21 protein-coding genes and 1 pseudogene are annotated in these 23,204 nt (G+C 65.3%); 12 read left to right on the top strand and 10 right to left on the bottom strand.

The window, feature by feature from the left end; translation table 11 throughout:
- Positions 1–97: 97 nt before the first annotated feature.
- The 4 genes and pseudogenes from KRR38_RS27885 to KRR38_RS27870 all read right to left on the bottom strand — a co-directional run bounded on the left by KRR38_RS27885 (position 98) and on the right by KRR38_RS27870 (position 4,337).
- Positions 98–496, bottom strand: coding sequence for a DUF2958 domain-containing protein (locus KRR38_RS27885; RefSeq protein WP_217406653.1), 399 nt, complete (start codon positions 494–496; stop codon positions 98–100).
- A 243-nt stretch (positions 497–739) separates the two neighbouring features.
- Positions 740–1,798 (bottom strand): annotated as a pseudogene (locus tag KRR38_RS27880) (ArdC family protein); the annotation flags it as partial.
- A gap of 822 nt (positions 1,799–2,620) precedes the next feature.
- Entirely contained in the window at positions 2,621–3,382 is a 762-nt protein-coding gene (locus tag KRR38_RS37525; RefSeq protein WP_217406652.1) for a transcriptional regulator domain-containing protein, read from the bottom strand.
- Positions 3,383–3,590: 208 nt separating this feature from the next.
- Positions 3,591–4,337: a LuxR family transcriptional regulator gene (locus KRR38_RS27870; protein WP_254515728.1), complete on the bottom strand. Its 747-nt coding sequence runs from the start codon at positions 4,335–4,337 to the stop codon at positions 3,591–3,593.
- A gap of 438 nt (positions 4,338–4,775) precedes the next feature.
- Here KRR38_RS27870 and KRR38_RS27865 point away from each other — a divergent pair, with 438 nt between their 5' ends.
- The 7 genes from KRR38_RS27865 (at position 4,776) to KRR38_RS27835 (ending at position 10,573) form a co-directional block, all read left to right on the top strand.
- Complete coding sequence (locus KRR38_RS27865; protein ID WP_217406650.1) at positions 4,776–5,477, top strand: LuxR family transcriptional regulator; 702 nt, start codon at positions 4,776–4,778, stop codon at positions 5,475–5,477.
- A gap of 124 nt (positions 5,478–5,601) precedes the next feature.
- A complete protein-coding gene (locus tag KRR38_RS27860) occupies positions 5,602–6,225 on the top strand; it encodes an acyl-homoserine-lactone synthase (protein ID WP_217406649.1) in 624 nt (207 codons plus the stop codon).
- Positions 6,222–7,178: a phytanoyl-CoA dioxygenase family protein gene (locus KRR38_RS27855; protein ID WP_217406648.1), complete on the top strand. Its 957-nt coding sequence runs from the start codon at positions 6,222–6,224 to the stop codon at positions 7,176–7,178. Before KRR38_RS27860 ends, KRR38_RS27855 begins: the two co-directional genes overlap by 4 nt.
- Positions 7,175–7,792, top strand: coding sequence for a GntR family transcriptional regulator (locus KRR38_RS27850; RefSeq protein ID WP_217406647.1), 618 nt, complete (start codon positions 7,175–7,177; stop codon positions 7,790–7,792). Before KRR38_RS27855 ends, KRR38_RS27850 begins: the two co-directional genes overlap by 4 nt.
- Positions 7,793–7,894: 102 nt before the next feature.
- Positions 7,895–8,023 carry a benenodin family lasso peptide gene (locus KRR38_RS27845; protein WP_217406646.1) on the top strand — a complete coding sequence of 43 codons (129 nt, stop codon included), beginning with the start codon at positions 7,895–7,897 and terminating at the stop codon, positions 8,021–8,023.
- Between the two features lie 142 nt (positions 8,024–8,165).
- Positions 8,166–8,816: a lasso peptide biosynthesis B2 protein gene (locus KRR38_RS27840; protein ID WP_217406645.1), complete on the top strand. Its 651-nt coding sequence runs from the start codon at positions 8,166–8,168 to the stop codon at positions 8,814–8,816.
- Complete coding sequence (locus KRR38_RS27835) at positions 8,813–10,573, top strand: asparagine synthase C-terminal domain-containing protein (RefSeq protein WP_217406644.1); 1,761 nt, start codon at positions 8,813–8,815, stop codon at positions 10,571–10,573. The genes KRR38_RS27840 and KRR38_RS27835 overlap by 4 nt, the downstream gene beginning before the upstream one ends.
- 67 nt (positions 10,574–10,640) lie before the next feature.
- Here the strand turns inward: KRR38_RS27835 and KRR38_RS27830 are convergent, their stop codons facing one another.
- Entirely contained in the window at positions 10,641–12,776 is a 2,136-nt protein-coding gene (locus KRR38_RS27830) for an Atxe2 family lasso peptide isopeptidase (protein WP_217406643.1), read from the bottom strand.
- 68 nt (positions 12,777–12,844) lie between these two features.
- Positions 12,845–15,409, bottom strand: a complete 2,565-nt coding sequence (locus tag KRR38_RS27825; protein ID WP_217406642.1) for a TonB-dependent receptor — start codon at positions 15,407–15,409, stop codon at positions 12,845–12,847.
- Between the two features lie 251 nt (positions 15,410–15,660).
- Here KRR38_RS27825 and KRR38_RS27820 point away from each other — a divergent pair, with 251 nt between their 5' ends.
- Positions 15,661–15,936, top strand: coding sequence for an acylphosphatase (locus KRR38_RS27820; protein WP_217406641.1), 276 nt, complete (start codon positions 15,661–15,663; stop codon positions 15,934–15,936).
- A gap of 20 nt (positions 15,937–15,956) precedes the next feature.
- On the opposite strand, the gene KRR38_RS27815 is transcribed toward KRR38_RS27820, so the two are convergent.
- Positions 15,957–16,421 (bottom strand): Lrp/AsnC family transcriptional regulator, encoded by a 465-nt coding sequence (locus tag KRR38_RS27815; RefSeq protein ID WP_217406640.1) that lies wholly within the window; start codon positions 16,419–16,421, stop codon positions 15,957–15,959.
- Positions 16,422–16,540: 119 nt separating this feature from the next.
- Between KRR38_RS27815 and KRR38_RS27810 the strand changes: the two genes are divergently transcribed.
- Positions 16,541–17,593, top strand: a complete 1,053-nt coding sequence (locus KRR38_RS27810; protein WP_217406639.1) for a Glu/Leu/Phe/Val dehydrogenase dimerization domain-containing protein — start codon at positions 16,541–16,543, stop codon at positions 17,591–17,593.
- Positions 17,594–17,620: 27 nt separating this feature from the next.
- Here the strand turns inward: KRR38_RS27810 and KRR38_RS27805 are convergent, their stop codons facing one another.
- Both KRR38_RS27805 and KRR38_RS27800 read right to left on the bottom strand, forming a co-directional pair.
- Entirely contained in the window at positions 17,621–18,625 is a 1,005-nt protein-coding gene (locus tag KRR38_RS27805; RefSeq protein ID WP_217406638.1) for a FecR domain-containing protein, read from the bottom strand.
- The gene (locus KRR38_RS27800) at positions 18,622–19,185 is read right to left on the bottom strand and encodes an RNA polymerase sigma factor (protein WP_217406637.1); all 564 of its coding nucleotides are present in this window, start codon (positions 19,183–19,185) and stop codon (positions 18,622–18,624) included. The genes KRR38_RS27805 and KRR38_RS27800 overlap by 4 nt, the downstream gene beginning before the upstream one ends.
- 480 nt (positions 19,186–19,665) lie before the next feature.
- Between KRR38_RS27800 and KRR38_RS27795 the strand changes: the two genes are divergently transcribed.
- The 3 genes from KRR38_RS27795 to KRR38_RS27785 are packed head-to-tail and all read left to right on the top strand — an operon-like array spanning position 19,666 to position 20,872.
- Positions 19,666–20,328 carry a hypothetical protein gene (locus KRR38_RS27795; protein ID WP_217406636.1) on the top strand — a complete coding sequence of 221 codons (663 nt, stop codon included), beginning with the start codon at positions 19,666–19,668 and terminating at the stop codon, positions 20,326–20,328.
- Positions 20,329–20,330: 2 nt separating this feature from the next.
- Complete coding sequence (locus tag KRR38_RS27790) at positions 20,331–20,600, top strand: DUF5985 family protein (protein WP_217406635.1); 270 nt, start codon at positions 20,331–20,333, stop codon at positions 20,598–20,600.
- Between the two features lie 2 nt (positions 20,601–20,602).
- Complete coding sequence (locus tag KRR38_RS27785; RefSeq protein ID WP_254515011.1) at positions 20,603–20,872, top strand: DUF5985 family protein; 270 nt, start codon at positions 20,603–20,605, stop codon at positions 20,870–20,872.
- Between the two features lie 746 nt (positions 20,873–21,618).
- On the opposite strand, the gene KRR38_RS27780 is transcribed toward KRR38_RS27785, so the two are convergent.
- On the bottom strand, positions 21,619–23,190 hold the full coding sequence (locus tag KRR38_RS27780) for a L,D-transpeptidase family protein (protein ID WP_217406633.1): 1,572 nt from the start codon (positions 23,188–23,190) through the stop codon (positions 21,619–21,621).
- Between the last annotated feature and the right edge of the window lie 14 nt (positions 23,191–23,204).

Genomic DNA, 23,204 nt, shown 5'->3' with positions numbered 1-23,204 from the left:
TACCTCTCAAGGGTACCGGTCCGCCCTTTGTTTGATCCCTTTCGGCGGACCGGCTTTTGATGGACGGCGAACGGCCGCCCGCGTCATCCGCCCAATATTACTTGCCTGGGCGAAGCTTGATGACCGCCGCGCGGCGGAATTCGAATTCGGCCTGGAGCAGCGAGCCCATGCGGCGGGCCATGGCGGCCCATGCGCTGAGCGGCCGGTCGGTGCAGAACAGCAGGTCGCGCTCGATCCGCAGCCCGAACGGCAAGCGGACATCGGCGATTTCGGAAAGGCTGAACGAGCCCAGCTCGGGACAGCCGAAACCCAGATCGGCAAGACCGAACAGCGTATCGCCGTCCTCGGCCAGTTCGGTCGCCAGCCATGTCGCCGCGCCCAGCGGATTGAACAGCTTTACCACGGGCAGCGGGTCGGGCGCGGATTTGTCGTCGCGCATGGCAGCGCGGCGTTCGATGTCGTTCGCGCGCAAGGCGAAGCGAAGATGGGGGGGCAAGGTCGATCATGCGGCCAGCTCCCGGTCTTCGCCAACTGGCCTGCCAAGCAATCCGCCACCCGGCGCGCCATCGTCGTGGCCGTCGCCGGCTTGCCCGTCGCCGGCTCGCCCATAACCGCCTTGCGCGCCGCCTCCGTGCCTCTCGCCGGCTGTGTCATCACCGTCGGGGCGGCCTCGGCGCGCATCGCGGTCTGGGCGGTCTGGGCCGTCTGGGCCGTCTGGGCCTTCCTCGCCAGCGGCCCCGGCCGCAACGCCACCCCGCTCGAACTCGGCATGGCGGGCCAGCAACCAGTCGGCGGCCTTGCTCGCCGCGCTCGCCGCGCGGAAGATCGCGCGGTTGTCTTCGCGCAGGACTTCGAGCCATGCGCCGAGGTAGTCGGCATGGCGCACGGTCGGCACGATGCCGAGCGCGGCGCAGAGGAAGGCCGAACCCATCTCGGCAATCAATTCCTCGCGCGCGTAGTCCTTGGAACCGAACGGATTGGTCAGGTTGCGCGCGAGCCGCGAAGCATGGCCCGTGGCGTGGGTCAGTTCGTGCAGGCAGGTGCGATAATAGTTGATTTGCGCGAAAAAGGCCGGTTGCGGCGGGACCTGCACATAGTCGGCGGAAGGGACATAGAAGGCCTTGGCGCCGCCGACGCGGAAATCGACGCCCGAGGCGGCAATGACCTGCTCGGCGACGGGCACGATCTCACATTCGGGCAGCGGCACAGTATCGGCGGCCAGCGCGTTCAGGAAATCGGCGCGCAGCCCCTCGCACTGGGCGACGTTGAACACGGTGAACCGCTTGAGGAAAGGAATGGCCTTGGCCTCGCCGCCGTCCGCCCGCGCCCGCTCTTTCTCCGCTTCGGGCGTGAAGCGGTCGGCATAGACCACGCTCGTGCCATGCTCGCCCTTGCGGACGCAGCCGCCGGCATCGCGTGCCTGCTTGAAGGTCAGCCACGCTTGCGACGGCCAGCCCTGTTCGATGACCGCGCCCCACAGGATCAACACGTTGATGCCCGAATAAGGCCGCCCCGTCAGCGCATTGCGCGGCAGGCCGGGTCCGGCTGGGGCCCCGATACGGCCCCCGCCTCCGCTGCCACCCCCGCCTCCACCGCCATCGCCGTAGCCGCTACCTGCTTTGCCGCTGCCCCATGGCTGGACCCAGGGCACCCGGCCCTGCTCCATCTCAGCGATGATCCGGCGCGTCACTTCGTCGTAGAGATTGACCCGATCGATGCCGCCGGCGGCGGCAGGAGCGCTGGCAGGCGCTCCCCTCGAACCCGTCTGCCGGGCGCTACCCTGAGAATACTGGCGCATAGCTGTCCTCCAAACCCGCCCCAAAACCAGCCCTTCTAAAAACCATGGGCCTCCCCCGGACGTGGGGGTGGGCGGCACCGAGCGACCAGAGAGGCCCGAAGGAGCGGAGCGCCGCACCGCTCAGGGTCCCGTCGCGCGGGACGCGCGATGGGTGGCGGGCGAAACGCAGTGGAGCACCCGGAGCGTCAGCGCAGGGTTGCGGCGGTCCGCGGCGGGCCTAGCCGGGAGCGCCGCCCAGACCCGCGTCCGAGGGAGAGGCCGACAACAACGCCGCCGCGCCGCTCGGCGCGGCGTCCTTTTCCCGGAGCCGTCAGGGTCCGGCCTGCGCCACAGGACCGTTACCGACAGGCCGAGACCCGCGAGGGGCTCGGTAGAGCCGGACGCATGAGCGTCCGGCGGCGTAGGGCGTGGTCGCTTGGGTGCCGAGCAGGATGCACCGCCGCAGGCGCAACGAAAACGCACCCTTGGATGCGTGCCGAAGCACGGCGGCGTGCGCGCGGGCCTGTGGGCCAGCCGCCGCCGTGCATGGGCGCGCCCAAGAGTGCCGCGCGGGCAAAACAACGGCTTGCGCCCCCTGGAGGCCTGGCAAAGCAGGCCGCCGGAGTGCGCACTGCATATTCCGCGCTCCGCCTGCATCCAGGCACCCACGCGAGGCGCCGGACTCCATCCAGGTGCCTCTGCCAGAAGTGTCGAAAGTACGACCAAAGGACACCAGGATCGGACCCGTTCGAGACGCCCGCCTTCGCTTCCGGCGCCAGTACCCTGCCAGCTTCGCCGGCACCGGGCGAAGATCATTTCCCGCATGCTGGCCGCATCGGCCCATCACGGCCATGTGCCATCGAGCCACCGGTACGGCTCGATCCCGGCGGCTTGCCGGGCAGCGACGACCAGGCGCTGAGCACGCTGCCGCCAGGACGGCGCCTCGATGCGCCAGCGCGGGAGTTTTCCGAGCCCGAAAAGATGCTCGGCGATTTCGCGCTGCGAGGCGCCGGCCACCAGGGCGTCATGGGTTCGCAGGACCAGTGCCCAGCGATGCGCGCGGCGCTCCGTTGGAAACAGTCCCGCGGCAAAGGAGCCGGTGCGCGCGAGCGCGATGAGCCGCGCGATCGCGGCCATGGCCGGCAGGGCCGACCCGAACCCGCTCAGGCGGTAGTCGAGCCGGACAGGTCCAGCGTGCAAGGTTCCGGCGACGACATCGAGGCGGATCTGCCGCGCGCCGCTCGACCACAGCCAATGCTCGGCTCCGCCCGGTCCGCCCACACATTTGGCGAAAGCCGCGAGACGCGCAAAATCGAAAGTGTCGTTATCGTCTGTGCCCGGAATCGCCGCGGCAACCGCGACATGGGGGTCGACCTGCGCGCGCCAGACCGGCCGCGCAGCCGAAATATCACCAGTGGCTGGCTCCAACCGATGGAGCCCGAATCCGGCGGCGGCGCTCCCCGACTGACATGCTTCCTGGCAAGCCTGGCAATAGGCGGCCGAGCGGCGCAGCCACTCCCAGGCAAAAGTGCGCCGATCGCCCTGGGCGAGCGCCGCATAGTCTTGACCGGATCGCCAGTCGGCCAGCGGTGCCCCTGCATCCACGGCTTTGGGCCGGCAACAGAGACCAGGTGACCGCTAGATCCCGGTTCCGTTTGCCACCGCGGCTCGGCCAAGTCCGGCGATACTTGCAGCCGAACCCCGACGGTCCCGACAGGAATGGGGTGCAGCGAAACCTTGGATGCCCTGCGTCATGTCGCGCCCCATTCTGTGGTCGCGCGAGATGAGCAGCTGCCGTTCTGCGCCGGCATCCTCAACCTTGAGGAATTGCGTCACCGTAGTCGATCAGACCGAAGCGCAGGGCTTCGACCGCTAGCTGGGTCCGGCTCACGACGCCGAAGTCCTGGCGCAGCTGGGCCATGTAGGTCCGAACGGTCGTCTCCTTTATCCCGAGGATGATGGCGATTTCGACATCGGTCTTGCCGATCGCCAGGAGTTCGAGGCATTGGAGCTTTCTGTCGCTGAGCCGGGGCAGCTGTTTGGCGCGTCCGGGAAGGCCATGCAGCCGCCGGGCCTCCCCGAAGGCATCGGCGCCGATCAACGCGGCGGCGCGGCAATGCCACTTCGACGGCAGGTCGGGACCGGCGGCGACGAACGAGCAGGAACCATGCGGCTCCCCGATCACGCCGATCGGGATCGTGTAACCGGAATGCAGACCGAACCGCTGGGCTTCCTCAAGAATTCTGCGTTGCTGCCGCGTCAGCGTCAGCAATTGCGGAATTTGCCCCCAAGCAAAGGCTGAACTGGTCTGCAGCCCGGCGAGCGTGGCCGGATCGGCAAGATAGTATTGGCGCTCGACGAAAAGATCGGCCCAATCTCCGTAGTTATCCATGCGGATGAGGTGCCGGCCTGGTCGGCGAAATGCCATTCCATGAGCCAGGGCGACTCGCGGGAAACGTATTTCCCGGGCTGCGGCTTCGATCAGGGCAAACAGATCGATGGTATTCGAACAACGGCGCGATCGGTTCGCGAATTGCTCAATCACACGGTGGAGGCTCATATTCGAGCAGCCAGGTGGTGACCGCCGACAATGCGCCCCGCTTCGTGAAACAAAGCCCTCGCGGCGCCGAGGCATAGGGACAAGCGGTAAGCGGCGGGCGCAGCAAGTCGAATGCGTGCCCGCGAAGGTAGTCTCGAACTCCCGTCCAGGGCCATCCGATATCCTCCAGATATTTTCCAAATATAGTTGCGCGACAGACTTTGCGAGCCTTATTCTTGGGGCTTCCTGGTTCTTCGCGCGGAGGTCTATAACTCTCAAAGCAAAACAGGGTCGCACCACCAACCTTCCTAGTCCGCGGCGCTGGACCGCCCGGTGGGACCTGACGTGAAAGGAGGCCGGTCACATGCTCGGCTCGAGAGCGGGCGCGGATCGGCCGAATGTACTGTCATGGAAAAGTTGTCTGCCGCCATGGACTTGGCGAGCCGAATATCCAGCGTCATGTCGACGGACGCTCTGTACGATGCCTTGGCCGAAGCCAGCGAATGGCTGGGTGCACGTTACTTTGCCTTGTCTCACCACGTCGACTTCGTAGCCGCACCGAGAGCCCTGCGAATCCACAACTATCCGGACGGCTGGGAGGCGTGGTACGATCAGCGCAGTCTCGGGCTCAGCGATCCGATCCACCGCGCCAGCCACCGCATGGCCAGCGGGTTTTTCTGGAACGATGTACCCGATATCATCCAGATCAATGGTGCCGATCGCCACGTGCTGGGGCTTGGCAAGCAGATCGGACTTGGCGACGGCGTCACAGTCCCGGTGCATGTCCCGGGCGAGGCGCGCGGATCCTGCAGCTTCGTCGCGGAATCCGGCGCCAAGCTGCCGCGCGGTACGCTGCTCCTGGCGCAGTCGATCGGGGCTTTCGCTTTCGATCGCATGCGCTGGCTCCAGCGGCGGGCTGCGGGAGACCCGCTGCCGCGGCTCAGCAAGCGTCAGAGGCAGTGCATTGCCCTGGCAGGACAGGGCCTCAGCAATCCGGAAATCGCGCTGCGCCTCGGCATCGGAGTGCAAAGCGTCATGGAGCATCTGCGCGAGGCGCGCGCGAAACTGGGGGTCGGTTCGCGCTGCGAACTGGTCGTCGGCTCGCTCAAAATGGGCGATCTGTGCTTCGATGACATGCCGCCACGCGCGGCCTACGGATAGACTGTTCGGCCACCAGGCGTCCTTCGGCCGCAAAATTCCGCATTTTCTCCCTAGGCCGAGGGATACCGCAGGCGCTCCCATTCTGTTCAATTTTCCCGGTCCAACCAGACCGGGAGCGCGCACTATGATTCATACCCTCGATCACATGAGCGAAGCGGAGGGCGCGGTGCTTCGCGCCATGTTCGAAGCTCGCAAACATGTTTTTGTCGACCTGCTGAAATGGGACATACCGGTTCTGGCAGGTACCTGGGAACTCGATCAATTCGACGACCGCGAAGCGACCTATCTCATTATTTCCGATGGCAATGGCGGCCATTTCGCCTCTTCAAGGCTGCTCAAGACGGTCGGTCCGCACATTCTCGGCGAGCTCTATCCCGACCTCGTCGACGGCGAGGTGCCGAGCGGAGCTAACATTCTCGAGATCACGCGCTTTTGCCTCGATCGCTCGCTGCGCGCGGCCGAGCGCCGGCATGCGCGCGACCGCTTGGTGACAGCTCTGACCGCCTACGCGATCGAGCACGGCATTACAGCCTACACCGGCGTGGCCGAGATCGGCTGGTTCCGGCAGATCGCCAACTTCGGCTGGCGCTGCGCGCTGCTCGGTCTGCCGCGGATCGTCGAAGGCCGGACGCTGGTGGCCATGCGGATCGAGATCGACCACGAGACGCCCGAGCTGCTCGCCGCCGGCGGCATCTGGACGGTACCGGCCTGGCAGCCCTCGGGCATGGCGCCGGAGCTGCGGGCATGAGCGCGGCCCTCGGCACGGCGGGCAAGGCGGCCGTCAACGCAGCCGTCAACGCGGGCGACAGCGCCGACTTCGCCGCAGGGCCGGAAGCGGCCAGCTGGCTCGAGCAACTGAACCGAAACGGATACTGCATCGTCCCGGGTCTTCTCCCGCGCGAAACCATGTTGGATCTCGATCGCGAGGTCGCCGAGCGTTTCCTCGACACGCCGTTCAGCCGGGGCGATTTCTACGGGGAGCGCACCAAGCGGTTCGGCCGGCTGCTGATGCGCGCCGCGGTGGCGCCGCTGCTCGCCGAACACCCGGCGATCCTCGCGATCGCCCGCGCGCTGCTGGGGCCCTATTGCGACACGATCCAGCTGAACGTCATGCAGGCCATCGAGATCCACCCCGGCGAGATCGCCCAGGTTCCGCACCGCGATCAGGACATGTGGCACGGCCCCAAGGGGGAAATCGAATACCTGCTCAACGTCATGTGGCCGCTGACGCCGTTTCGCGAAGAGAACGGCGCGACCGTCATCTGGCCGCAGTCGCATGGCGCTGCCGCTCTGGCCGAGCCCTACGACAGGGCAGGCCATGTTGCGCAATGCGATCCGGGCGACGCGATCCTGTTTCTCGGTTCCTCGCTTCATGCCGCGGGCGCGAACCGCAGTACCGCTCCGCGAAGGGGCATCGTCGCCGGCTATTCACTGGGGTGGCTCAAGCCCTACGAGAACCTCTGGCTCGCCTATCCGCCCGAGGCGGCGCGCCATTTTTCGCCGAACCTCGCCGCATTGGCCGGCTATCGGCAGCACCGTCCGAACCTCGGCAACGTCGACGGCCAATGCCCCTCGCGGCTGCTCGGCGGGGACCCGGGCACACCCGTCGCGGCAACCGACGCGCTGATGCCCGAGCAGCAAGCCATGGTGGCACAGCACGCCGCGCGCGAGCGGGCGCGGCAAGGTCCGCCGTTACCATGAGCCCCGGTCAGACAACCGACCGGATCTACGATCTCGTCAAGAGGCAGGTCATGACCGGCGAGCGGCGGCCGGGGGAACATCTCGATCCGGCGCGACTGGCCGCCGATCTCCATGCGAGCACAACGCCGGTTCGCGACGCACTGCACCAGCTCTACGCCCAGCGCCTGATAGAGGCCTGGCCGCGCGAGGGCTTCAAGGTGCCGACACCGACCGAAAGCGGCCTGCGCGATCTCTATGCGTGGAACGGCGACCTGCTGGTCATTGTCCTTCGCGGCAAGAGCCTCGATCGGAAGAGCGGCGCGCTTCCGTCCCCGGTGACCGCCCCGGAAGACGGCGCAAGATCGATCTTCGCGGCGATGGCCGCCGCTTTCGGCAACGGCGAGCATCGCCATGCGATCGGTGAGGCCAGCGACCGCCTGCATCTGGCACGCCTGGCGGAAGTCCAGGTCTTGTCCGGGATGGTCGAGGAGTTGACCACGATCACGACGGCCTGGTCGCTTGGCTGCCTGTCAGATCTGCGCGCGGCGATCGCACGCTACCACCGCCGACGGCAACGTAGCGTATCCGCGATAGTCGCGCGGATGATCGCTCCGGCGCCGGACGCAAAGCAGTAGCGGAGTATATTATCTATATTTTTCAACTATTAAATTTCTATAGTCCGGACAAGGGTCCAGTCTTTCCATGCCGCATCTCGCGGCATGCGAAAGGAAGTCGACATGGAACGTGAACATGACACCGCCGAAGTGATCGAACTCGGCACGGCCAGCGCCGAAACCAAGGGGGTCCTCGGCCAGAAGACCGACCAGGGCTTCAATCTCATCCCGCAGGGCATGACCGACGACTGATCGGTGTCGGGGCGCGCGGCCGGTCGGCCGCGCGCCTTCCGCCGCCGTCGATCGGACCTCGTGTCGCCAGTTGCGACCAAACGAATAGCCGGCCGCAAAGGCAGCGACGACGTCCGGGCAAGCTCGCAAGGGTTCAGCTTCGATGCCACTTCACCCCGACATTTCATTTTGCCGTATCCAAGGCGAGTTCGTCTTCCTCGACCTGGCGCAAGATCGCTATTTCAGCCTTGGCCATGAGCTCGCCGGCGATTTCGCGGCTGTTATCTCTGGCGCTGCCGACCCGCAAACATGCGCGGTGTTCGAGAAGCTCGGCATAGTCGTACCCGGACACGGCCATTCCGGCGGCCAGCCCCTTCTCGCCTGCGCGTCCGACACGCCCAGGGCGAGCCTGCTCGATCTTTCCAGGGGATCGACATCGGCCGGCCGACTGCTGCGACTGACCTTGGCCTTTGCGGTCATGCGCGCCAAGCTCAGCCGCCACGGTATAGCGGGACCAGCAGGCGAACTGGCCGCGGCGCGCGGCAGCGCAGCCCCGCCCCGGGACAATGCAGAACTGGGCGCAACTGCGACGGCCTATGACTGGTTCAGCCTGCTGCGAGGAGCGCACAATCTGTGCCTGCCCCACTCCCTCGTTCTGGCGACCGACCTCGCTCGCAAAGGTTTCGCGGCCCATGTCGTTCTCGGCGTGCAGCTGCGTCCGTTCGCGGCGCATTGCTGGGTCGAATGCCAGGGACACCTGGTCAACGACCGGTTCGATCGCGTGCGCTCCTATACCCCGATCCGGCGGCTGTGAGGCTTCCGCGTTATCTTGCCGTCGCGGCATTCCGCGATCCTTTCGGCTTCAAGCGCTCGGTCGCGCCGATCATGGCGGAGGCGGGCCTTGGGCTGGTCTTTTGCGCCGCTGGCCTCCAGGTCTACGCCCAAGGGCCGGCGCCGATCGTGCTGCCGGGCGACAGGGGGACGATCCTTGGTCCCATCTTTCGCCAGGGCGGAGCGATGGACCGCATTGTCGAGCTCGATGAGATCGAAAGCGGCCGCGTGACCGCGGCGCGCGGTCAGGCGCTGATCACCGAATTCTGGGGCGACTACATCGCCTTCGCCGCGAACGACCATGAAGTCATCGTTCTAAGAGCGCCGCTATCGGACCTGGCCTGTTGCCACACGCGGCACCGCGGTCTCCTCTTGCTTTCATCCGACATCGACCTGCTTGCACGCTGCGGCGTGGCCGTCGACCAGCCCGACTGGCACGAAGTAGCCTGCCACCTGCGCACGACCGGACTTCGCGCGCCCACAACCTGCATCAGCGGAATCGACGAGCTCCTGTGGGGCAACCGCATGGTCGTCACCATGGAGGAAGTCCGGACCGAACCAGCATGGAGCCCTTGGTCCTTTGCCCGCGCACCCCGCGACGAGCCGGCGGCTACCCTCGCCGCGCGGCTTCGCGAACTCACCTTGTCCTGTGTCGCGGCGCAGGTCCGCGATCGCGACACCATAGGTGCGATGCTGTCGGGCGGCCTCGATTCCTCGATTCTCGCGGCTTGCCTGACACGCGCCGGCCCTCGCCTTACCTGCCTGAACCTGCCCTACGGGGACGCCAATGGCGACGAGCGCAGCTACGCACGAAGGGTAGCGGCCCATCTCGGCGTTCCGCTGTTCGAGATCGAGCCCGAGGTCGACCAAGTCGATATAGGACGCTGCGACGCCATTGGCCTTGCTCGGCCCCTGGCCCGCGCCTTCGTCCAACCGGCACGCACCGCTAAGCACCGACTGGCCGCTTCGACGGGTGCCGGCGACGTAGTGGACGGAAGCGGCGGCGACAGTCTGTTCTGCTCGATGCAGTCGGCGGCACCCGTGGCCGACCGGCTGCTCCGGCAGGGACCAGGGAAAGGCATGGTCAAGACCGCGATCGACATGGCCCGGCTCACCGGGGCTAGCCTGCCGCAGGTTCTCGGCCTTGCCTGGCGCCGCGCTTTCCTTCGGCGCCGCGCCTACCGCTGGCCCATTGACGACCGGTTGCTCAGCCGCGATGCGCTCGCCCGCGCGGCCAAGCCGACGCATCCCTGGCTCAAGACGCCGCGCGGCGCACTGCCAGGCGCGGCGACGCACATTGCCAACATGATCGTCGTCGAAAACCTGATCGAGATCGCCGACGGCCCTGTCGCCGAATGGTCGCCGCTGATGGCACAGCCCCTCGTCGAATTCTGCCTGTCGGTGCCGAGCTGGCATTGGTTCGACGGCGGCCACAACCGTGCTCTTGCGCGACAAGCCTTCGCGGAGCTGCTGCCGCCAGAAATAGTCTGGCGCCGCGACAAAGGATCACCCGACGGATTCCTCGGCGAAGTCTTCGAAGCCAATCGCAAGCGGCTTGCCGACCTTCTCATCGGGGGCGAGCTCGACCGAGCGGGATTGCTCGACGGCGAGGCGATCCTGGCCGCCCTGGCTCCCGGCCTTGCCTTGCGTGACTACGACTACAGCCGCGTGCTGCGGATCGCCGACGTCGAGGCCTGGGCCCGGGCCTGCCGGAGCACCTCCGCCGCAGCTTCGCTCTAGGCTTCGGCCGCCACCGGCGATCCTTCCGCTCCGTTGCCGCCGGCATGGTCGCCAATCTTGCGGGACGTTACGATCCCCTCCCCCTCGCCCGATCGCGGAGGCGCCTGAGCTCGTCCCAACGCGCATACTGAGCGGCCTTTGCCGGTTCGGGATCCTTCCTGCCGAAGAACCAGAAGTCGAACCAGTCGAGGCTGCGGACGTAGTTCGCGTAAAGATGCGCCGGTTGCCACTTGTTATGGTACTCGTCGGGATAGACGATCATCTCGACGGGCTTGCCGGCCTGAACGAGAGCGGTCCAGGTCTCGAGACCATTGGTATATTCGCGATCCGCCAGTTGCATGAGGATCGGCGTATCGATCCGCTCTGCGTTCTGCGCTAGCGACATCGGCGCCCAGAAGGCTGGGTCGTCGTGACCGATCGGCGGGTAGCCTTCCGCTTTCATGGCCTCGGCGAACCGCGGACCGCCGGTGATCGACACGAATTCGCGCTCCATGCAGCACGAGCTCATGGCCACTGCCGCAAGCTTGATCCGCGAGTTGATCAACGCGAAAGCCGCGGTCGTCGCACCGTCGCTGAGCCCGGTCATGCCGATGCGCTCGGGGTCTGCGATTCCCAGCCGCACGGCCTCGTCGATGGCCCGTTCGAGCGCGTCGAGAACCGAGCGGCGGTCGGCCCAGCCCCGCGTGTTGGCAGCGAGCATTTCGGCCTCGTTGGCCTTTGTGTCGCCGGGCCCTTCGGGGCGCTCGAAGCTGAGCACGGCCATTCCGCGCGCCGCAATGGCCTGGATGGGATAGTCGGCCCCGACCCCGCCGCGCAGGAAGCCGCGGCTCCGGTATTGAACGACGACAAGCGGTATTCGGCCGCCGCGATATCCGGGCGGCAGGACGAGATCGGCCCAGGCCTCGAAGCCGAGACTGCTTCGTAGCTTGATCCGGCGCACCGCGCCAAGCCGCAAGGCACGAAACTCCGGGTTCGGGTTGAACAGGACCTGCCGGCGACCGCTCGATGGATCGATGGCCTCGATCCGCCGCGGACTGGTCGCGTTCTCGATTCCGCAAATCACGGCTCGCGCGCCCGGCACGCATCCGTAGAGCAGGTCCTCGCCCGCGAGAATCCGCCGCGGCGCCGAGCTTCCCGGCTTCCAGCGATAGAGAGCATAGGTGCCCAGCGCCCAGCCCTCGAGCCGGACAAAGACAACCGCCTGCCCTTGCCAGAACAGGGTAGTGATCCGTCCCGTGCAGCTTGCGGCCATGCACAAGGTCATGCGGCCATCGGATCCTTCGGCGGAAACACGCATCGCTCCGGGTCTGCCGCCCGCGGCGGGCGCCAGTTGCGCGCGCCGTCCGCTCGGTGAGAGAGCCTGGCGCGGGGCGGGAACGCCGGGCCTGTAGTCCGGAAAGATCCGCGCGGCCTCGGTGTCATCAAGCTTGCGGGTCAGGCCAGAGGCGAGGTCGACGGACACCGCCGCGAGAGGGGCCGCGGTCGGCAGCGGCTCCATTTGGTAGGCCGGCTGAAATCGGTCATCGTAAAGATAGCCCGACAAGGCCTCCCGCGCGCGAGCAGCGCGCTGTGCGGCAAGACCTGGGCGCCAGGCCAGCACAAGCCGAGTTCCGTCCTCGCTCCAGGCCAGGTCCTCGACGTCGGTTTCGAGCCGCGCGACCTTGCGGGCCCCCGCCCCGTCGGCACGGGCCACCCAGGCCTCCGTCCGATCGTCGATCCGCTTGCGATAGGCAACCTCCCGCCCATCGGGCGACCAGACAGGCGTCACGGCTTCGGGCGGCCCAGGACTGACGACGAGGCCGCGCACCGGTGCGCTGATCTTCATATATTCACCGCCGCGATCGATGACCTGCGGCCGGGCGCCCGGTGCAAGATCGAGCACGACGAGCGCGCGGCAGTAGTCGTTGGTCGCAATCGCGGCGCGGGCGATAGTGAAGGCGAGCCGCCGGCCGTCGGGGGACGTGGCGAGCGGCCCCTTGCCCAGCCCCACGGCATCGCGCTCGCCGATATCGCGCAGCCGTACGATATCTTCCGGTGCTACGCGGCGCGCGGGGTCGGCGGAGGCCAACGCCGGGGATTGAGCCGCGAGGGACGGGATCAGATCCTCGCATCGAGCCCAGGCCGGTGAAGGCGGAAATGCGCCCAGGACGAGGGTGAGCCGCGCGGTCCAGCGCGGCAGCAGCCTTGCCATGCTGCCGCTCACTGTGCTTTCGCCTCTCACCATGTTTGGGGCCCTCACCATTTCTTGGCCCGTCACCCTGTCTTGGCCCGTCACCATGTCTTTGCCAGGGTCAGGCTGACGACGCGGCCGAACGGCGAATAGTTCGTCGAATCGTAGGGCGTTTCGGTAAAACCGATCGTGCGGACCGCCGCCGGCTTGGCGTTGAACATGTTCTCGAGCGACAGCAGCAGGTCGAAACCCTTGGCGATGCCCTTCGATGGCTGCAGGCGAAGCGCGAGATCGAAAGTCGTCATTCCGGGTATGGCCGTCACTGTCGCAAAGCGGGCGTCGTCGACGCCGCCGATGCGGTTGACGGTCGCTGCGAGATTGAGCGGGCCTTTGGCCCAGGTTGCGCTCGCGCGCGCCCGGAAATGCGGCGGATTGAAAATGGTCCCGGCCAGCACGGAAACCGGCTGCCCTGCCCCTCTAAGCTGCTCGCTGTCGAGCAGGCTGGCATTCGCGGTCAGGGCCAGAGTCCCGCCGCCAAGGCCGGTGCGGTAGTCGACGAGGAAATCGACGCCCTTGATCGTCTGGCGCGCGGCATTGACGTAGGTGTCGTCGATAAGCGCGACGACCCTCGCAGGATCGAAGGGCTGCTCGGTATAGTTGGTCAGATCATCGGTTTGCGCAAGAACGGCATTGATCTGGGGCAAGGTCGGCGACCGCGTCACCCGGTCGGCGACAGCCGGATCGACCAGCGCCGTGTTAAACAGGATAATCGGCGCGACGATGCGATCCTGGTAACGGGTATGGAATAGGCCCACTTCGAGACGCAGGCCGGGGATCGGCGGCGGCTCGAGCACGGCGGTGGCGGACCAGCTGGTCGCGCGTTCCGGCTTCAGCGCGGCATTGCCGCCGTTGAAGAAGAGCACCTGCGATCCTGCGGGAAAGCCGGTGCCGCCATAATCGCTCGGCGGGTCGATCGAGGTCGAGACGTTCTGATAAAGCTGGACCAGGGTCGGCGCGCGGAACGACTTGCCCCAGGATGCCTTAAGTGTGAAACCGGAGACGGGCGAATAGATCAGCCCGACCTTGGGCGTCGCGACGTCGCCGAGACCGGGATAGTTTTCGTAACGCAGCGCCGCGCTCAGGTTCAGCCGATCGATACCGGCGAGAGCCATGCTCGGCGAAACGATAGGCAGGTTCACCTCGCCATAGGCGAATTTGCTGTCCTGCGATCCGATGAAGGCGCGGACCGGATTGAGCGGGCTCGTGCGGTTGATGCGATTGTCGCGCCAGCCCAGCCCCAGCGCCAGCCGGGCATCCCCGCCCGGCAGTGCGAAGACCGGACCGTCGCCGGAAAACTCGACCGACCGGCCGGTGTTGCAAAGGCAGGCTTCGCCGCCGTCGATGAAGCGGGTGCCAATGAACTGGTCGGGACCGATGATGACACGGTCCTTGCCATAGGCGCCACCGAGCTCGAGCCGCCAGGATCCCAGGCGGGCCTGGAGCGAAGGGGCAATCACCCACGAGCGCGACTGCGCATTGTTCTCGACCCTGCTGACCGCCAGGTTGCCGGCGGCATTGAGCGGATAGGTCGCCTCCTTCCAGCGGCGACCATAAACGCCGTCGATCGAGAAAGTGATGTCGGGCGTGATCTCCTGATGCGCCGCGACGACCACGCTGTGGCGCTTGAGCGCGGGATAGAGGGTGACCCCGGGCACCTTGGTCGCCGCGTAGTCGCGATCGGCAGCCGTGATCTGGGTCGAGCGCGCGAATTCGTAGGCGATCAGGACACCGCCCGAGTCCCAGGCCTTGCCGCCAACAACGGAATACTGCTGTTGGAAGTTGCCTCCGTCGGTCGAGGCGCCCATCCGCGCGCGCGTCCGCAGACCATCGAAGTCGCGCTTCAGGACGATGTTGACGACGCCCGCCACGGCATCCGAACCATAGATCGCCGATGCCCCGTCCGCGACGACCTCGATGCGATCGACGGTGTCGAGCGGGATCGCCGAGATGTCGATCGACTGCGACAGGGCCGAATAGGGCAGCCGGTGGCCATTGAGCAAGGTCAGGGTCGCGTCGGCGCCGAGGCCCCTGAGATTGATCGCCGAGCCGCCGCTGATGTCACTACCGCTCGACTCCGGTACGTTGAAGCCCATGCCCGGATTCTGGCCACCGCCGAAATTCTGCGGCAGCGAACGCATCGCATCGGCTACCGTTGCCTGCCCGGTATTGCGGATGGACTCCGCGCTGAGGCGCACGAGCGTCGAGGCCACCGGCGCGCCGCGGATGCGCGAGCCCGTGACGACGATGTCGGTGTCGGTATCGGCGGGATCGATCTCGCTGCGACCGGACCGCTTCACGACATAGCTGTCGCCGACCCGCTCGAGAACCAGACCGCTGCCGGAGAGGAGTTGCCTTATCGCCTCCTCGGGCGAGAACTGACCCTTGAGCGCCGGCGCCCGCCGGCCCGCCACCAGCGGCGTCGGGGCCAGGATCGCCACTCCCGCGCGCTGGGCCGCTGCCGCGAGCGCATCGCCCAGCGGCTGTGCCGGTATATCGTAGATCTGCATCGCCGGCTGGGCACGAGCCGGCGATATGGTCGCCAGCGCCGCGGCTGCGATAAGGCCTGCCGCTGTCCTGAGCCGGCAGCGCGAAGTACGGTTCATCATGTCGTTCTCCCTGTTCTGCGCCTGGCGACGAGGCGGCAGTCTGCGGGTGACGACGGAGGGAACCGTCCCCCCACAAACTTTTTTCAGACAGGGCTGGATGGGAATGGCGGGCGCCGTCGCGACCACCGTCGCCCCGCGCGGCACTGGACGCGCGACCGCGCTCGGAGCGTCGGTCACAGACCTGGCGGCAACTGTTGAAGCGCCACCCGAGCGAACTGGAAAAATCGCATTCGTGACGCCATGAAGCTGGCATGGTCGCATACAGGATCTTCATCACGGGCCAGGTTCAAGGCGTCTTCTTTCGCGAGTGGACCGTCAGCCGCGCGCGCGAGATCGGTGTCGCCGGCTGGGTCCGCAACCGCTCCGATGGCAGGGTGGAGGTCTACGCGGCGGGCGTGCCGGACCAGCTCGACAGGCTCGTCGAAAAGCTGCGCGAGGGCTCGCCCGCCTCTCAAGTCGATGGCCTCGAGATCGTCGAAGCGCCGATCGAAGCGGTCGAAGCTTTCGTCAGGCGCCAGACCCTCTGACGTTCCTGGCAGGACCTGGGTCAGTCGATCGGCAGTTCGCCGGTCACCTTGATTTCCGAAAGCGCGACGTTCGACTGGACTTCCTGCACTCCCGGCACCTTGCTGAGCCGATCGAAGAAGAAGCGCTCGTAGGCTTCGATGTCGCGCGCGACGATCCGCAGCATGAAATCCATCGTCCCGAGCAGGACATAGGCCTCGAGCACTTCGGGAAAAGCCCTGATCGCATCGCAAAATTGATCGAGATTGGCGCGGCCGTGCGCGGTGAGCTTCACTTGCGCGAAGATGTGGGCATTGAAACCGAGCTTGCGTCGGTCGACCAGCGCTACCTGACCGCGAATGTAACCTTCGCGCTCGAGGCGGTCGATCCTGCGCCAGCAGGGTGAAGTCGAGAGGCCCACGCGCTCGGCGACCTCAGCCGTAGTCAGGCTCGAATCGCGTTGCAGCTCGCGGATGATCTTCCGCTCGAAGGGATCGAGATCGGTCATTTCGACCCGCCAGCGTCCGTGCCGGGACAATTCGATCCGATAATCCCTGTTTGGCCCGACATATCGATCAAGTCTCTCCTGCCTCGCTCGCCGATAACGACGGACATGAGGAGCCCCACATGACCGATCGAAGAAATATCGCAGAACCGCCCGCCGAAGTGATCCGCCTGCATAATCACCAGGCGAAACTCGAAGGCGTGATCGTCATCCATTCCGCCTTGCTCGGCCTTTCGCTCGGCGGCTGCCGCGTCTGGCCCTATCCGACGATCGACGAGGCCTTTGCCGACGCGGTTCGGCTGGCCGAGGGCATGAGCTACAAGAATGCCATGGCGGCTCTGCCCTTCGGCGGTGCCAAGGCCGTCATCCGGCGGCCGGAAGGAGATTACGACAAGGCCGCGCTGTTCGAAGCCTTCGGCGAGGCGGTCGACCGGCTCGGCGGCCGCTACATCACGGCCCAGGATGTTGGCACCTGCGTGAGTGACATGGAGCACGTCGCGCAGCGAACGGGCCACGTCGTCGGCCGGCCCGCCGATGGCAGGCTAGCGGGCGGAGATCCCTCGCGCTGGACGGCGCTCGGCGTGGTCCATGCCATGCAGGCCGCCAGCCGGCGCGTCCTGTCATCCGAGCTTGAAGGGCGCACGGTAGCGGTCCAGGGTCTCGGCCATGTCGGGTCCGAGCTGTGTCGCCGCCTCGTCGAAGCCGGTGCCCGCCTGATCGTCGCCGACATCGATCGGCCGAGAGCCGAGGCGCTCGCGAACGAACTCGGCGCCGGCATTGCCGATACAGCGGACATCGCCCTGATGCATGTCGATGTCTTCGCGCCCTGCGCGCTCGGCGGGGCGATCACCCGCAAGGTCGCGAATGCGATGCGGGCGAGACTGATCTGCGGCGCTGCCAACAACCAGCTGGCAGCCCCTGACATCGCTCATGATCTGGCCGCCCGCGGCATCACCTATGTGCCCGACTACGTCGCGAACGCTGGCGGGATCGTAAGCGCTGCGGCGGAATATATGCGCGAGGACCGATCGGTCGTTGCCGGCAGGGTGGCGGGCATCGGTCCACGCGTGAGCATCATCCTCGAGGAAGCGGCGAGATCGAAGCTCCCGCCGCTCGTTATCGCCGATCGCATCGCCGAGCTGATCATGCGGACGGGACAGGCCGAACGCTTGTGAGGCACAGGTTCCCGCAGCGGCCCAACCTCAGCGCGCGAAACAATTGGCAGTCCGGCATTCGGCCCTGGCAACCGGCGTTTCCGGCGTCCGGGTAAGCGTCACGGCGCCGTCGCCGCCGTGCATGACCCGCAGGGACAGGGCGGAAGCGAGGGCCTGCGCCAGCTGCTCGCTATCGGCCGGGCGGAAGCCGCCCGAAATTGTCAGGTCGCCGAGACTCGGGTCGGCAAGGCGGATCGGGGCTGCGCTATAGCGGTTCGCTTCGCTCAAGAGATCGGACAAACGCATTCCGTCGGCCGCAATGATGCCGGCAGTCCAGCTTTGTTGCGGCAACCGCGCAATTCGCGGGCGAAGGTCGGCGCTGGCGAAGGTGGCCGTCTCGCCGGGACGAAGCCGACCAACGACCCGGTAGGCCCCATCTTGACCGCGGCTCTCGAGATCTACGGCGCCTTCGACAAGGCTGACCTCGGTGCGGCCAGCGTCAATGCGGACATCGAAGATGGTACCGCGCGCCACGACGGCAAGTCCGGCTGCCGTCACCACGAACGGATGCGCGGTATCGTGCATTACCTTGAACCGCGCGCGACCGGCAAGAAGGGCCACCTTTCTCTCAAGGTGATCGAACGAGGCGCTGACCTGGCTCGCGGTGTCGAGGACCACATGACTGCCGTCGGCGAGCGCGACCTCGCGAATGACGCCCCGCTCGCTGCCGTAGACCTGCGTAGGAGCCGGTATCCCTGGCCGGAGGTGGCCGTAAACGAGTAGCCCGAGCGTCACTGCAGTGGCGATCCCGGCGGCGATGAGTCCGGGCCGGATGCGATTCCTTCCGGCTGACGCAGCCCCGGGACGGGCCGATGCCGATGCCATCCAGATCGCCTCCATTTCGCCATAGGTCTGCCGGTTCGCGGGATTGCGGCACCAGTCCTCGAACTCCGGGAGGCTTTGCTCAGCGTCGGGACCGCGCATGCGCGCGAACCATCGGCTCGCGGCCAGAAAACGCTCGTTGCCCTCACCACTGCTGTCGCCGGGCGTCACGTCTCGCGACCCGCGCAGCGATGAAGCTCAAACAGAGCGATCGAAATGTGCCTCTCGACCGTCCGCATACTCACGCCCATGCGCTGGGCGATCTCGGCATAGGTCAACTCCTCGAAGCGATGGGCCATGAATATCTCGCGCGTCCGATCGGGCAGTTCGCCAATGCCGACCTCGATCCGCCGCAGCATATCGCGCGCTTCGAGCAACGCGAGCGGATCCGGGCCTGCGAGCCCACAATCATCGGCATCGACATGCCTGTTCTCGTTGCGGCGGGCCGCAAACTTCACCTCATCGCGAGCAAGATTGTCGGCCGTGCGCGCCAGGTAGCCGCGGGGATTTTCGAGCTCGTCCAGGCGCTCGCTGCCAAGCCGAAGCAAGCGCACGAAAGCGGACTGTACGAGATCGGCTGCCTTCTCTGTGCTGAAATAGCGCGTGAGCCGTCGCCGCAGCCGCGGCGCCTCGATCTCGTAGAGCAAGGCGAGGTCCGTGTCGCAGGCGCTGCCGGAAGAAGGTACGCCATCGACGGCCGCCCCGACGCTGTGCCAGATCTTCAGACGCACGAGGTTGCCCGGGCCACGCGCCAGCGCGCGATGCTCGTCGCCATGGGCCGCTCCTGCGAGACGCCGGCCTGGACCGGATGGCGATGCCCCGCGCGCGAACCAGCATCAACGCCTTTAGCACGAATTCGCGCCTGGACATTCGCGTCGACCACCCGGCGGTCGGCTCTGGACCACGCGCCCGGCGAGAGTGTCAGGTTCGGGCGGAAATTCGCGCCTCGGCGCTCTCCTTTCGAGCGCGGCGCAATGTCTAGTTGCCAGCCCCGAAAATGCAAGACGATCGAGCAAGCACGACAAGCGCCAACTATTGCCACAATGGATGCGATTGACGTTCACGAAGCAGCGCTTGTCAGTTTGGTAGCGACGAGAACCCGGTCATCTTGCGGAAGGGGCATCCGGGTGGCTGGGTTTCTGTCCAGGCGAGCAGCTAAAATCCCGGCACAAGGTCCAGCTTGTTCTCGAAACCCGGGTGCCCTCACCATCTTGGCGGCGGTCGTCGGTGAAATTGCAGCGCCACACCATCGGTTTGACGATGAAGGCCGGCTTGACGATGAAGGCGCCGAATTGCCGGTCGCCATATCGACCTGTCGAAACATTCGCCGTGACGGCGGATCGCCTTCCGGCGGCCGGACAGCAGATTGCAAACCGATAGATCGCAAGATCGGGCTGGACCCGATTTGCGGAACCACGGGAACCCCAATGCAACTGAAACGTTTGGGGCTTGCCGGAGTGCCGACCATTGTCGGCACGGCGCGCAAGGGGTTTTCCGCGGGGGTGGCGGGCGAAGAACAGGTACTTGAGTTTATTGGCAGCACATTCCGGTCGGTTTGGGCAATCGAAGTGCTGCGCTTTGTGGTCGCTAACGCGGAATTTCCACATTCGGCAGACCAGCTTATCGAGAGATTGCGGGCGAGCAGATCGGTCGTCGACCAGAGCATCGACCAGCTTCTGGCGGTTGCTCTGGTCGTCATCGACGACGACGGTGAGATCCGTTTCCGGCCGGCGAGTGCTGAACTGGCCTCGCTCGTCGATGAAGCCCTTTCGCTTTACGAGCGAAGACCAAACCAGGTCCGGCGCAAAATTGTCTCACATACCTCTCCCGGTATCGCTGCCTTTTCCGAGGCGTTCAGATTGCGCAAGGACTGACCATGGCCGATCTCTTTCCCACATTGGTCTACACTCTTTGCTTCCTCACCAGCAGCCTGTGCGCTGCGCTGCTGGGCCGCATGTTCCTCCGCAACCGGGCTAGAATTCTGCTTTGGAGTGCCATCTGCTTCACGCTGCTGGCCGCTGCAAACCTAGTTGTCATCCTGGACATACTCGTCTTTCCGCAGGTTGATTTCCGGCTGATCCGGCTCGGTCTCTCACTGGCCGCAGTTGGCGTACTTCTGATCGGCTTCATTTGGGATGGAGAGTGAGCATGCTCCTGGACTTTCTGGGCGGCGCGGTGTCGATGGGATTTGCCGTGGCCGGACTGATCTTGCTCAGCTTCTGGCGCAAGAGCCGCGTACAACTGTTCCTGGCATTCGCCGGCAGCTTCTTCTTGCTGGCCATCAATCAGACTTTGCTGACCTTGAGCAACGTGCCGCTCGAAGAGCGGAGCTGGCTCTATTTGCTTCGGTTGGCAGCCTTCCTTCTCATTATCTTCGCAATTATACGGCATAATGCGCGAGATGACAGGCAGCGCTAGCTTGCACGCAGTCCGAACGGGCTGCAGCGCGCCCATTCAGTGCGGGCGAGGTCAAACGCATTAAAAGCAGGAAAATCCATTTTCCATCGCCGCCTCCGTCGAGAAACTATGCAACCATGAGTGATCGACAATCATTCGCCTGCACAATGCCCTAGCGCAGTTCGCGTTCTGATCATTTTCATTCCGCCCCCAATCGGCCACATTTTTTTTGCTACAAGGTCACAAGCGGGGACTTTATTCGAAGAACATGGAGACTGCACGCGCTCAAAGGAGAATTTAGTTTTGGAACACGGAATTTATAAATCGGACAATCGAAATCCAGGAGTCGGATCATTTGATTCGGACGATTGGATTGATATCTTCAATTCCCTGGGCGGCCGTTGCAAGGCAAGGGACCACAGCCTTCAGTTGAGAGTGGAGCAATCCGACCAAACCGACGGCGAAGTGATACTCGCGAGAAACATGATTTCGTCTCTGTCTCCCAAACAGAAGACTGAGCTGTTCATCCATCTACGAGAGTGCGCGTAACACCTGGATAGCTAGGTCCTAGCGTGTCGAGCGGCTGACCCGGCCGCACATTTCAATATCTGTGTGCGCTAGACGGTCGCCTGAGGCTCGGTGCTAAATCTGCTGTTGGCATACAGCTCAGACATAGCATCACCCAATCGCTTGCGCCTTACGCGCTTGGTCTTGAAGAGACTGGCACCATCCCTGAAATGCCATGCGGCCTGCGGGCAAGCGGCAACTTACGGACCGATATCCGTCGCTTTCGCCTGGGCTTTGGCGTGTGATGCGACCGTGAATCCGAGTGCCTTGGCAACCGGTGTATTCCAGTCATAGGGATCGGTGCGGAAAGCGACATTTCCGTCGTGATCGATGAAAACGTTCTGGTAGATCAAGCGCACGGGAATCTGCTGCGGCAAGGTGACGAATGTCTGTTTATCCGACGCACGAGCCTGCCGCCACTGATCCCCCACGCCTTCGTCTTCCGCGATTTTTTGCGCAAAGCCCAATGCATCCTCGACACGGACGCAGCCATGACTCAGGTGGCGTTCGCTTCGCGAGAACAGGTGCGGTGCGGAAGTGTCGTGCAGATAGATGGCGTAGGTGTCATCCATGTCGAACTTGACGAGGCCCAATGCATTGCCCGGTCCGGATTTCTGTACGATCCACCCGTTTCTGAGAACCATATTGTGCCGCCTCAGATAATTGCGACTGACGCCGGCCATCTCGCCGTGCTGGATGGATTTTGGAATCGTCCAGGTTGGATTGGCGACGAGCCGGAAAATCGGTGCAAGCAGTTGCGGCGTTTCCGTGCCCGGCTTGCCGACGATTGCGCGGCGACTGTCGGTGAGTAGGCCATCGCGGTAGTAAGAAAGACGTGCGGCTGCAATATTCACATCGATCCTGGTTGCGGGCGGGGTGCGTGGCAGCCAGCGCAGCCTTTCCAGCGCGACTGCGATAACCCGCGCCCGGTCGCCGGGGCGCAGATTGAGAACTTCGAGCGTATCGGGCCCGACAACGCCGTCAGCGACGATACCGTAGTCGCGCTGCAACAGCTCGACAGCGTCTGCGACCTGCTGGGTATAGAGGGAAATGTCCGACGACTGCCCTACCATGGCTGCCTCGCGGGTCAGGTATTCGCCGCCGATCAACTGTTCGACGATTGCCGGGACGCGGCTGTCGGTGTCACCGACATGGATCAGGCCCGCAGCGTCCAAACGCGGATTGATATCACCGGCGCCTTGGCGCGCTTGAAGATAGGCTTCGGAAAGGCGGAAATAATCGTCATCTTGCGGAGCGAGCGCGGAGAACCATGCTTCCAACGTTCCGTTGGCGACCGCCTGCGCGAGCGCCTCATCCAAGGCGCTCTCGGGCCGCGGGATGGTGTAGATTGCGTGAAGGTCCGATGGATCGGTCACGCCATGCGCCAGCGCTGCGGCATAGCGCAGCGCGGCGCCGGTCAGCGCGGCTTCGCGCGATGCCGGGCTGACCTCTCGCGTCGGAATTTGGACGAAATCGAGATGATCCAGCCCGTGGCGACTTCGCGCGTCGAGAATGCGCGTGAACGCGTCTGCGGCCGCATCGGACCAGATCGGTTGCCATCCGTTCGACCTGTAGAACTGCCGCGTCGCGGCATCGGTCACCGCGGCGCGCAACGCGCCGGGAGGCAGGATCGGCGTGCCCCTATCCTCACGGGCGGACTGGCTGGGAGCAGCCGTCGCTGCGCTCGCTCGATCGTCGCTGGCTCCGGACAGAAGGAGAGCGGAAAAAATGAAAATCGAAGCGGCAACCGGCGGCGAGTGGAAATGCGTCATACGCTATTTCAACG

It is taken from the genome of Novosphingobium sp. G106 (assembly GCF_019075875.1).
Lineage (GTDB): Bacteria > Pseudomonadota > Alphaproteobacteria > Sphingomonadales > Sphingomonadaceae > Novosphingobium.
The sequence above is the reverse complement of the archived record's forward strand: the minus strand, read 5'-3'. Positions and strand labels throughout refer to the sequence as shown.